Source organism: Ruminococcus sp. AM31-15AC (assembly GCF_003462045.1).
Lineage (GTDB): Bacteria > Bacillota > Clostridia > Oscillospirales > Ruminococcaceae > Hominimerdicola > Hominimerdicola aceti.
The window spans coordinates 97,495-108,075 of the sequence record NZ_QTYG01000003.1 but is presented as its reverse complement, the minus strand read 5'-3'; the positions used below and the strand labels follow the sequence as shown (position 1 = coordinate 108,075).

Below are 10,581 nucleotides of genomic sequence, written 5' to 3'. Positions count from 1 at the left end.
CCCTTTTTTCAAGATTAGATAGTTCTTTTTTGCTGTGTGATATATTAAAGCCCGTGGGCTTCCATATCGAGGGAATCCACGGGCTTTGTTGCGCTTTTTTTACAGCGTCTTTTCTTATTGTCATTTTTAATTTAGAACTCTATCTTTGAGTAAAGACCTGAATCCTTCATTGTGTCCTCTGGCTTTGGCTTCTTGTAGTCCTTTTCAAAGCTTGTTGTTATGTCAAAACCCTTTGAGCGGCGATTGTTATTGTTTCTTCTTCTGCCACCGTTCTTCTTGTAGCCGCCTCTGTTGTCATACTTTCTAGGTGTTGTAGAGCTGATTATTACCTTTCTCCATGGCTCTTCACCCTTTGACTGAGATGTTACACCCTCGATCTCTGATACAGCAGCGTGAATGATTCTTCTCTCATATGGATTCATTGGCTCGAGAGCTGATGAACGACCACTTCTCTTTACGTTGTTTGCTATCTTTCTTGCAAGCTCTTCAAGCTGGGTCTTTCTTCTTGCCCTGAAACCATTGCAATCTGTGGATATTCTGAAATATTCTCTGTCTATCCTGTTGCATACAAGTGATGCAAGATACTGAAGTGAATCGAGGATATCGCCCTTCTTGCCGATAAGTTTCTCGAACTCTTCGCTCTTTATCTCAAAAAGTGCGCCGTTTTCAAGCTTTGTTACCTCGATCTCTGTGTCTTCTATGCCCATTGCCTTTATAACATTGAGTATATATTCCTTTGCACAGTCAGCCTTTTTCTGCAAAGTGTCGCTCCACTCTGCCTCTGCCTTGACTTCTTCCTGAACTTCTGCCTTTTCTTCAACAGCCTCTGTTTTTTCAGTTACAGTTTCTACCTTTGTTTCAGGCTCATATTCAGCTTCTACCTTTGCCTCACCCTTGATCTTTCCGAAAAAGCCCTTTTTAGGCTCTTCAAGAACTGTGAAAGTGATCTTTTCTACTTCTGTTCCAAATTCAACTGCCGCCTTGTTCTTTGCTTCGTCTACAGTTGCGGCTGTAAAGATCTGTTTCATTTTTTCTGCTCCTCTCGCTAAAAAAGTTTAGTCAACAACAGGTCAATCCTGTGAATCGTCATATTCGTCGCCATATTTCTCAGCCATTCTCTTTCTGGCTTCGTTAAGACGTCTTCTCTGCTCGTCTTTAAGCTCCGTCTTTGTTTTCTTTTTAGGCTCATCGTAATCCTCATCGTCAGAAAGTGACTTTCTGATCTCAGCAGGATCCTTACCAGCCTGTATCATCTGAGCCTCAGCCATTTTTTCAATAAGAGTAGGCTTGCCCTTCTTTTTCTGCTTTGCTATATCCTTCTGAACAAGCTCTGCAACGTGTTCAGGTGTATATATCTTATTGAGTACGATAGTCTGTCCAAGTGCAAACAGTGAAGAATAGCACCAGTAAAGACCAAGACCTGCCGGATAGCTGAAACCGATCCACAGTGAGAAGATAGGCATACCATAAAGCATTATCTTCATTCCCATTCCGCCCATATTAGCGGCGTCAGGATTGTTCTTCTTTGCAAAATGCTGTGAAACGAATGTCACTATAAGCTGCAAAAGTGCTGATACAATAGGGATAATGCAGGAAAGATCCTTCATTGTTGGTATCTTTCCAAGGAAAAGTCCGAAAATGCTGTAGTTGAAATCTTCAGCCGCAGCCTTTACGCTTGTTGGAAGCACATCTGCATACTGTCCGCCCTCTTTTTCAGTGAAAACGAAAGTCATAAGCTCAGGTCTTGACTGAATGAGGTTTGTGGAGAAGTAATTCTCGTTAAGAATAAAAGTATCTATATCATTATGAGCCTTAATAGCATCCATAACGTTCGATATCTTGTTGTCATTAGAAAGTGCCTTTGCAGACTTTGGATACTTGTCCTTGTCTGTAAAAAGCTTTTCAAGCTTATCATAAGCTTCGTCCTCAGTAGCACCGTCTTTCTCAAACTTTTCAATAAGCTTTTCTATAGTAGTATCCTTGCTTTTTACCTCAGCACTGACAACATAAAGATTTGATATCATGTTGTTTGAGTCTGTAAGCTCCTCTTTATCTGCGTTTGAAACGTAGGTAAGAGGTCCGTAAATAACAGGGATAAGAGCAAACAGAATTACCATTGTGATGACCATTGGCAAACAGCTTGCCATAGGGTTTACGCCCGCCTTGGCGTAAAGGTTCATCTGCTCTTCCTGCATCTTCTGCTGGTTTTTAGCGTATTTCTTCTTTATCTTTTCAAGCTCAGGCTGAAGCATGGTCATTCTTGCCGTGCTCTTCTGCTGCTTGACGTTAAGCGGAAATACTATAAGTCTTGTAAGGATAGTGAAAAGCAGCAGTGCTATTCCGTAGTTCTTGCATACAAAATAGCAGCCCTTCATTATCCAGCCCAAAGGGGTCGCAATAATACCCATTTAATATCCTCCAGATCAATTATTTGTCATATTGATAACCTATATATCTGATTAAGCTCTCAGGCTTATTTTTTTCTGATTTTAAAATACTCAGTGGTAAGCTTGTCAGGAACATAGTCAACCCCTCCCAGACTCCACGGGTTGCACCTAAGCAATCTCCATACAGTGAGCAGCGTGCCTTTAAAAAAGCCGTGTTTTCTGTAAGCCTCCAGCGCATATGCCGAACAGCTTGGATAATACTTGCACCTTGGTCCGAAAAGAGGACTTATAAATCGCTGATAAAACCTTATCAGCAGCTGAGCCAGTTTACTCATTTTACTTTCTCTTTGCCCTGCCTGACCTGTTATTCTTTGGAACAGGCTTATTCATCTCTTTTATGAGTCTTTTTTTTATAAATCTTTCAATATCCTGAGTTTTCTTTTCCCCTATATCATTTCTTCCCACAAAAACTATATCATAGCCCAGCGGAAATTCCGCCTCGTTAAGTCTGTAGGCGGCTCTTACTATTCTCTTTATCCTGTTTCTCGTTACTGCGCAGCCCTGCTTTTTGCCCGCCGTTATTCCAAGCCTGTTGTATGGGCTGCCGTTGGGATAAAAATATGCTGCTACAAAACTGTCTGCACAAAATCTTCCCTTTTTATAGCACCTTAAAAATGCCTTGTTATCCTTTAAAACCGTTGTGAACAGCATCTTCATTTCCCCATTGTGTACTGTTTTTACTCTTTTCGCCTTTTCACGGCAATTTTGCCAAAAAAAGATAAAGACCCAATACCATGCAAATCAATGAATGGTATATAGGTCATCTGAGGCAGCGTCCAACGACGCTTAAATACAACTGCCTAGGGACATCGATTCAGGCGTAACTAACCGCCTGAATAATGCCTGTCAGACTTATCATCAGAAACTGCCTGTATCTCTTAGTAGCTGAGTCTAGCTCTGCCCTTTGCTCTTCTTCTTGCGAGTACCTTTCTGCCGTTAGCAGTAGACATTCTCTTCATGAAGCCGTGAACTTTCTTTCTCTGAAGCTTTTTAGGCTGATATGTTCTTTTCATCGAATTCTCCTCCTTCCGCTTTCAACACTCCGTCATTTTATACAAAAAAACGTCCTCGGAGATGTTTAAACTTATAGGGTCACAGCAAATTACAATATCGCTATGAAAAAAGCCCTTGTAATTTAATATTATAGCTCATTCACACACCATTTGTCAAGCCTGTTCATAATATTTTTATATTTTTTTTGATATTATTTTTCTTTGCTTTGAGGGGCTTACTGTCCGAAAAACCTGCCGCTTACGTCCTCATTTTTTATGAGCATACAATATATTGTGTGCCAAATATAAATTTTATCTGTATTAAGTGTTTTTTCTTATCTTTGAAAAACATACTTTTTATCCTTATTTCTTTCCTTATATATAATATATAGGACTTGAAATTTTAAGTCAAGTGTGCTATAATAGTATAGAATTGATTAATTATGCCTGTTTATATATTTTTTAAAACTCTGACCTGCCGTCTGTTTGACAGGGGTCACGGCGGACAGCGGAAACACCGCACAGGCAGAGCTATTTTCTAGGAGGTTATGGAGAAACAATGGATTCCTTTAATGACGTATTTCAGGAGGTCCTGAAATATTGCCGAAACTGCAAAAGTATCAGCGAGCCGGGATACAACAAATGGATAAAGATACTTGAACCGATGAAGCTTGAAAACAATGTGGCTTATTTGCTCACTGATTCTGATTTTTCAAGAGATATCACTATGAACGCCTATGAGAATCTTTTAAAAGAAGCTTTTCTCAACACTTTGGGCTTTGAGGTAGATATAAAAATACTTGTTAAAGACAAAGAAGAAGTTAATGAAACTGAGGAAAAGGATATAGAAGTCAAGGTGGCTGACTTTTCTGATGAAGAAAACAACAATCTTACCTTTGATAACTTTATCAAAGGTAAATCGAATGATCTTGCCTATGCTTTCAGCACGGCTGTCGCACATAAGTATGACGAAGATCAGAAAACACCGTCTAACACAAATACTATATTCAACCCTCTAATCATATACGGTGATTCGGGACTTGGAAAAACTCACCTTATGAAAGCTATCGAGCATGAGGTAAAGAAAAATCACCCTGAGCTGAAAATTATTTACACCACAGGTGAATCCTTTATAAACCAGCTCGTTAAAGCTATCGAGTCAAAGGAAACTAATAAATTTCATGATAAATACAGGAATGCCGACTATCTTATGGTAGACGATATACAGACCATTGCAGGCAAGGAGCGTATGCAGGAGGAATTTTTCCATACCTTCAACGATCTTTACAATGCGGGCAAGCAGATAGTTCTCACATCGGATATTGCACCGTCAAAGATATCGAAGCTTCAAAACAGGATACTTACCAGATTTTCACTGGGCGTTCAGGTAGACGTTACACCGCCTGATTTTGAAACAAGAATGGCTATCGTAAAGAAAAAGGCTGATATGCTGGACTTACAGCTTTCTGACAATGTCGTAAGGATAATAGCAGAGAAGATAAAGACGAACATACGTCAGCTTGAGGGAACTGTAAACAAAATAAAGGCTCTTACCATTTATACAAATGAAAGCCCATCCATATCTATGGCTCAGAGGATAATCAAAGAAATAATCATTGAAAATCACCCTGCTGAGATAACGGTTGACAGGATACTTCAGGAGGTAGCGGCAGCATTTGACGTTACTGCTGACGACATAAAATCAACAAACAGACGTGCAAACGTATCCCTTGCAAGAAAAATAGCAATCTATATCTTCAAGGACGTAAAGGGCATGACTTTTATACAGATAGGAAATGTGCTTAACAAAAACCATTCAACTATGACAATACACTATCAGGACGTTGTTAAAAATCTTAAAGAGAACAAACAGCTAAAAGATACCGTTGACGACATAATCAAAAACCTCAAGGACAATTAAACGGACTATTTCAACATTTTCAACATAGTTTTCAACAATTTTGTTGAATATCCGGACTTGGATATATAAAGCTTTGCGGAATGTTTTTCAAAACTTTGCACAATGAAGTTTAAACCATGGTGTTATAAAATCAAACACCGATTTTCAGGTTTCAACATTTTTTGCGATAATAATAAACATTCAACAAACATTTTTTCAACTTTTCAAACACAAAAAAAGTTTTTGAAAACACAGTTGAAGTGATGTTAAAATAAACTTGAAAAGCAAAACAAGTCTGCAAAAGGCTTTGAATGACTTTTCAACCATTTCAACACACTCTACTACTAATACTAATTTAATATTGATTTATTTATATATTATCAGAGCAAAAAATATAAATTTGAGAAATTCATATGTTGAAAAAACAAAAGTCAGATAAATGTAATTTTTTAGAAAGGAAATTGCTATGAAAATTCTGTGTAATAATGCTTCACTTTGCGGAGCAGTAACAAATGTTTCAAAAGCAGTGTCAGAACGTGCTGCACTTAAATCTCTTGAGGGAATAAAATTCAAGCTTGAAAACTCAGTGCTGGAGCTTACCGGCTATGATCTTGAGATAGGTATAAAAACTGTTATTCCGGTAAAGAGCGACGATTCGGGAGAATTTATACTCAATGCAAGACTTTTTGCTGAAATGATAAGGAAAATGCCTTCTGAAGAGATCCTGATAGAGGTTTCTGAAAATTTTCAGGTAACGATCTCAGGAGGAGTTACCACATTCAATATCCCTGCAACGTCAGCAGAGGAATATCCTGCACTTCCTAAGAAAGAGGAAGAAAACAAGATAACTATTTCTCAGCCTGTTCTTAAGGATATGATAAATCAGACAAAGTTTGCCGTGGCTGTTACAGACCTTAAGCCTGTTCTTAAGGGCGAGCTTTTTGAGATTGAAAACGGTACTCTTACTCTTGTTGCCCTTGACGGATATAGACTTGCTGTGAGATATGAGCCTATAAAGTATGACGGAAGTCTTAAATTCGTCGTGCCTGCAAAAACTCTCTCTGAGATAGCAGCACTTCTGGGAGATAATGACGAAGAAACAGCCTCCGTTTATCTCTCAAAAAATCATGTTGTGTTTGAATTAAACGGCTATCTTGTTTATTCAAGACTTATCGAGGGCGAGTTCCACCCTTATAAGTCAGCTATACCAACTACTTGCACAACTGAGGTCATTGTTGACAGGAAAGAGCTTATTGCCGCTCTTGAAAGAAGTTTGATACTTATAAGTGACAGAACACCGTCACCTGCAAGATGCTATTTTGAAAATAATTCTATAAAAATAAACTGCTCAACAAGCGTTGGAAAGATAACAGACGAGATAAAGGCTGATATAGCAGGTCCTGTTATCGAGATAGGCTTCAAGTGCAAATATCTTCTTGACCCTCTGAAGGTCATAAAGGAAGATAAGGTCAAATTGCAGATGAGCGGAAGTCTGCTGCCTATGAAGATAGTTCCGTGTGAGGGCGATGCTTATACTTACCTCGTTCTCCCTGTAAGACTAGCAAAGGAATAAGAATATGAAATATCAACAGATAGATGTAAATATAAAATCAGAGTTTATAAAGCTCGATTCTCTGCTTAAATATGCAGGCGTTGTGGAAACAGGCGGCATTGGCAAGGAGATAATCCTCGAGGAGAGAATTAAAGTAAATGGTGAGGTCTGCACAATGAGGGGAAAGAAGATCCGCCCCGGGGATAAGGTGCAGATAGACGAGATAGCTACAGAGATAGTGGTAAAATAAAATGGTGATAACCAAAATTTCCGCAGACGGATTTAAAAATCTCAAAAAAGTCGAGATATATCCTCATGAGAAAATGAATATTTTCTGCGGAAAGAATGCTCAGGGCAAAACAAATCTTATAGAAGCTATATGGCTTTGCAGCGGAGTGAGGTCTTTTCGCAACACAAAAGACAGAGAAATGATAGATATAAACGGACAGGTCATGAATATCGACATTTCATTTAAAAACAGCTTTCGCAGTCAGGATATACATTTTGCAATGGCAAGACCTAATGTGAGAGAAAAAAACGTCACCTTGAACGGCGTAAAGCTGAAAACTCCCTCAAAGCTTTTCGGAAGCCTTGATTGTGTTATCTTTACTCCTGAAGATCTGGAGCTTTCAAAAGGCTCTCCCGAAAACAGACGGCAGTTTCTTGACCTTTCAGTGTCACAGATAAAAAATTCCTACAGCTCTGTTATCTCAAAATATGATGATCTTATAGAGCAGAGAAATATATTGTTAAAAAATATCTGTTACGGCAGATCAAAAAAAGAAGAGCTTGAAGTGTGGGATATCCAGCTTGCTCAGCTTGGGGCTTATATCTCGCTTTTAAGATATAATTATACCAAAAAGCTCGATATGTTCGCAAAAAAGCTTTATGAGGATATATCAGAGGGCAGAGAAAGGCTGGAGCTTGAATATTATTCCACTGTGTATTCAAATCTGGAGGGCAGAAAAGATTATGCAGGAGAAATGGCTGAAGAGTATCTAAGCTGTCTGCAAAATAATCTTGATGACGATATAAGAGCAGGATTTACACAGAAAGGCGTTCACAGAGATGATCTTGCGGGAAAAATAAACGGACTGGCAGTTAGACAGTTCGCTTCTCAGGGACAGCACCGCTCTCTCGCACTTATTTTGAAGCTTTCGCAGGCTTATATACTTGCCGAGGAGATAGACGACAGCCCGTGCATACTTCTCGATGATGTTTTGAGCGAGCTTGACCTATCAAGGCAGAAGTTCGTTATCTCGAAAATACACGATATGCAGGTCTTTATAACCTGCTGTGACAGGAATATCCCCTTTGACGAGAAAAGCCATGGAAAGATATTCAATATAGAAAACGGAATGATAGTTCAGGAGAATAAGTGATGTTTCTGCATTTAGGAAATAACTATTTAGTCAATACTAAAGATGTGATAGGCATTTTCGATATCGAAAATACCTCTGTGTCTGCCAACACAAAGGAATTTCTTAATTTTGCGGCAAAAAACAGACGTGTTGTGAACTGCACATATGAAATGCCTAAAAGCTTGTGGTGTGCCTTGATAAAGACTTTACGGAAACTGTGTATATAAGTCAGATGAGCTGTGCCACACTTTTGAAAAGAAGCAAAAGAATGCCTGAATGATGAATCAAAGATATAAGATGATAAGATAAAAAAACCAAGTGATGAGGGGGTTATTTTTTGGAAAATAACAACGAGATCGAGATCCAGAACACCGAGGAAATATCCATGGTGGATAAGCAAAATGATTATAATGAAAATCAGATACAGGTGCTGGAGGGTCTTGAAGCGGTAAGAAAAAGACCTGGTATGTATATCGGATCAACAGGTCCAAAGGGACTTCACCACCTTGTCTACGAGATAGTTGACAACGCTATCGATGAGGCATTGGCAGGATATTGCACTGAGATAGAAGTAGAGATACTTCCCGGGGACATTATCAGAGTTACCGATAACGGACGTGGTATCCCTACAGGTATACACCCAAAGGAGAAAATATCTGCTGCAACGGTAGTTTATACCATTCTCCACGCAGGCGGAAAGTTCGGCGGCGGCGGATATAAGGTAGCAGGCGGACTTCACGGTGTTGGTGCGTCTGTAGTAAACGCCCTCTCGGAATATCTTGAGCTTACAGTTTATGACGGAAAACATATCCACTTCCAGAGATTTGACAGAGGTAATTATTCAGAGCCGCTGAAAATAATCGGCGATACTGATAAAACAGGTACTTCCGTTCTCTTTAAGCCTGACCCTGAGATTTTTCAGGAAACAACGGTGTTTGACTATGAAACACTGCTTAAAAGACTTAGAGAACAGGCATTCCTTAATGCTGGTATAAAGATAATATTCACTGATAAGAGAAATGAATCAGAGCCTGTGGGCGAAACTCTCCATTATGAGGGCGGTATAAGACAGTTTGTGGAGCATATCCACAAAACAAGAGGCGTTACTCCGCTTTCTGAGGAAGTTATCTACGTCAACGGCATGGAGGGCGATACTTTTGCCGAGATAGCTTTGCAGTATAACGATACTTATAATGACCTTATACTTTCATTTGCTAATAATATCCATACTCCTGACGGCGGTACTCATGAAACAGGTTTCAAGAACGCTCTTACAAAGGTAATAAATAACTACGGTAAGAAGTTCGGCTATCTTAAAGACGACGATAAGCTTCTTGGCGACGATGTAAGAGAGGGTCTGACAGCTATAGTATCCGTTAAGCTCACAAACTGTGAGTTTGAGGGACAGACAAAAGGCAGACTTGGCAATCCTGAGGTAAGACCTTTCGTTGACAAGATAGTTACCGAAAAGCTTATGAACTACTTCGAGGAAAACCCTACTGTAGCAAAGGCTATATTTGATAAGTCCGTTCAGGCACAAAAGGCAAGAGAAGCCGCAAAGAAAGCAAGAGAGCTTACAAGAAGAAAATCTGCTCTTGAATCCTCTTCATTGCCTGGCAAACTTGCAGATTGCTCAGAGAGAGATGCTTCACTCACCGAGATCTATATCGTCGAGGGAGATTCTGCGGGTGGCTCTGCAAAGGAAGGCAGAGATAGAAAATATCAGGCTATACTTCCTTTGTGGGGAAAAATGCTCAACGTTGAAAAAGCCAGGATAGATAAGGTATACGGCAATGAAAAGCTTATGCCTGTTGTTACCGCATTAGGAACATCAATAGGCGAGGACTTTGACATTTCAAAGCTCCGTTACGGCAAAGTTATCATCATGGCCGATGCCGATGTGGACGGTTCTCATATCAGAACGCTTCTGCTTACATTCTTCTTTAGATTTATGCGTCCTCTTATCGAGGAGGGTCATATCTATCTTGCTCAGCCGCCGCTTTTCAAAGTCGCAAGGGGCAAACAGGTCAGATATGCTTTCTCAGACGCAGAGAGAGATCAGTATATTTCTGAGCTTTCGGGTGAAAACAATCTGAAGGTAAACGTTCAGAGATATAAAGGTCTTGGTGAGATGGACCCTGAACAGCTTTGGGAAACCACCATGGACCCTGAAAGAAGAACTATGATAAAGGTGACAATGGAGGACGCTGTTAAGGCGGACGAGATATTCACTATTCTTATGGGCGATAAGGTCGCACCGAGAAAAGAATTTATAGAGAAAAATGCAGAGTATGTAAAGGATCTTGACGTTTAAAGAAAGGATACTGCT

Annotated in this window: 11 protein-coding genes; 6 read left to right on the top strand and 5 right to left on the bottom strand. The window is 39.6% G+C overall.

All coding sequences use genetic code 11. The annotated features are described in order from the left end of the window. Positions 1-131: 131 nt before the first annotated feature. The 5 genes from jag to rpmH form a co-directional block, all read right to left on the bottom strand. Positions 132-1,028, bottom strand: a complete 897-nt coding sequence (gene jag / locus DW793_RS01810) for an RNA-binding cell elongation regulator Jag/EloR (protein WP_117863649.1) — start codon at positions 1,026-1,028, stop codon at positions 132-134. 42 nt (positions 1,029-1,070) lie between these two features. Next, the gene (locus DW793_RS01805; protein WP_118156897.1) at positions 1,071-2,408 is read right to left on the bottom strand and encodes a YidC/Oxa1 family membrane protein insertase; all 1,338 of its coding nucleotides are present in this window, start codon (positions 2,406-2,408) and stop codon (positions 1,071-1,073) included. Between the two features lie 65 nt (positions 2,409-2,473). Next, the gene (gene yidD, locus DW793_RS01800) at positions 2,474-2,722 is read right to left on the bottom strand and encodes a membrane protein insertion efficiency factor YidD (RefSeq protein WP_022287185.1); all 249 of its coding nucleotides are present in this window, start codon (positions 2,720-2,722) and stop codon (positions 2,474-2,476) included. Position 2,723: 1 nt separating this feature from the next. Beyond that, positions 2,724-3,098: a ribonuclease P protein component gene (rnpA, locus tag DW793_RS01795; protein WP_038672794.1), complete on the bottom strand. Its 375-nt coding sequence runs from the start codon at positions 3,096-3,098 to the stop codon at positions 2,724-2,726. Between the two features lie 227 nt (positions 3,099-3,325). Continuing rightward, complete coding sequence (gene rpmH / locus DW793_RS01790) at positions 3,326-3,460, bottom strand: 50S ribosomal protein L34 (RefSeq protein ID WP_022287187.1); 135 nt, start codon at positions 3,458-3,460, stop codon at positions 3,326-3,328. A 538-nt stretch (positions 3,461-3,998) separates the two neighbouring features. Between rpmH and dnaA the strand changes: the two genes are divergently transcribed. From dnaA to gyrB, 6 genes are all read left to right on the top strand, one after another. Next, positions 3,999-5,360 (top strand): chromosomal replication initiator protein DnaA, encoded by a 1,362-nt coding sequence (gene dnaA, locus DW793_RS01785; protein ID WP_117877494.1) that lies wholly within the window; start codon positions 3,999-4,001, stop codon positions 5,358-5,360. A gap of 445 nt (positions 5,361-5,805) precedes the next feature. Then, positions 5,806-6,912: a DNA polymerase III subunit beta gene (dnaN, locus tag DW793_RS01780; protein WP_117863646.1), complete on the top strand. Its 1,107-nt coding sequence runs from the start codon at positions 5,806-5,808 to the stop codon at positions 6,910-6,912. Between the two features lie 4 nt (positions 6,913-6,916). Continuing rightward, positions 6,917-7,141, top strand: a complete 225-nt coding sequence (locus tag DW793_RS01775; protein WP_022287190.1) for an RNA-binding S4 domain-containing protein — start codon at positions 6,917-6,919, stop codon at positions 7,139-7,141. Between the two features lies 1 nt (position 7,142). Continuing rightward, on the top strand, positions 7,143-8,273 hold the full coding sequence (gene recF / locus DW793_RS01770) for a DNA replication/repair protein RecF (RefSeq protein ID WP_118156896.1): 1,131 nt from the start codon (positions 7,143-7,145) through the stop codon (positions 8,271-8,273). After that, the gene (gene remB, locus DW793_RS01765; RefSeq protein WP_390624595.1) at positions 8,273-8,479 is read left to right on the top strand and encodes an extracellular matrix regulator RemB; all 207 of its coding nucleotides are present in this window, start codon (positions 8,273-8,275) and stop codon (positions 8,477-8,479) included. The genes recF and remB overlap by 1 nt, the downstream gene beginning before the upstream one ends. 158 nt (positions 8,480-8,637) lie before the next feature. Continuing rightward, the gene (gyrB, locus tag DW793_RS01760) at positions 8,638-10,566 is read left to right on the top strand and encodes a DNA topoisomerase (ATP-hydrolyzing) subunit B (RefSeq protein ID WP_118156900.1); all 1,929 of its coding nucleotides are present in this window, start codon (positions 8,638-8,640) and stop codon (positions 10,564-10,566) included. The last annotated feature ends 15 nt before the right edge of the window (positions 10,567-10,581 follow it).

Coding starts and splice junctions, on each gene's coding strand:
- jag (WP_117863649.1), bottom strand. CDS start 1,028: ATGAAACAGATCTTTACAGCCGCAACTGTAGACGAAGCAAAGAACAAG.
- DW793_RS01805 (WP_118156897.1), bottom strand. CDS start 2,408: ATGGGTATTATTGCGACCCCTTTGGGCTGGATAATGAAGGGCTGCTAT.
- yidD (WP_022287185.1), bottom strand. CDS start 2,722: ATGAGTAAACTGGCTCAGCTGCTGATAAGGTTTTATCAGCGATTTATA.
- rnpA (WP_038672794.1), bottom strand. CDS start 3,098: ATGCTGTTCACAACGGTTTTAAAGGATAACAAGGCATTTTTAAGGTGC.
- rpmH (WP_022287187.1), bottom strand. CDS start 3,460: ATGAAAAGAACATATCAGCCTAAAAAGCTTCAGAGAAAGAAAGTTCAC.
- dnaA (WP_117877494.1), top strand. CDS start 3,999: ATGGATTCCTTTAATGACGTATTTCAGGAGGTCCTGAAATATTGCCGA.
- dnaN (WP_117863646.1), top strand. CDS start 5,806: ATGAAAATTCTGTGTAATAATGCTTCACTTTGCGGAGCAGTAACAAAT.
- DW793_RS01775 (WP_022287190.1), top strand. CDS start 6,917: ATGAAATATCAACAGATAGATGTAAATATAAAATCAGAGTTTATAAAG.
- recF (WP_118156896.1), top strand. CDS start 7,143: ATGGTGATAACCAAAATTTCCGCAGACGGATTTAAAAATCTCAAAAAA.
- remB (WP_390624595.1), top strand. CDS start 8,273: ATGTTTCTGCATTTAGGAAATAACTATTTAGTCAATACTAAAGATGTG.
- gyrB (WP_118156900.1), top strand. CDS start 8,638: ATGGTGGATAAGCAAAATGATTATAATGAAAATCAGATACAGGTGCTG.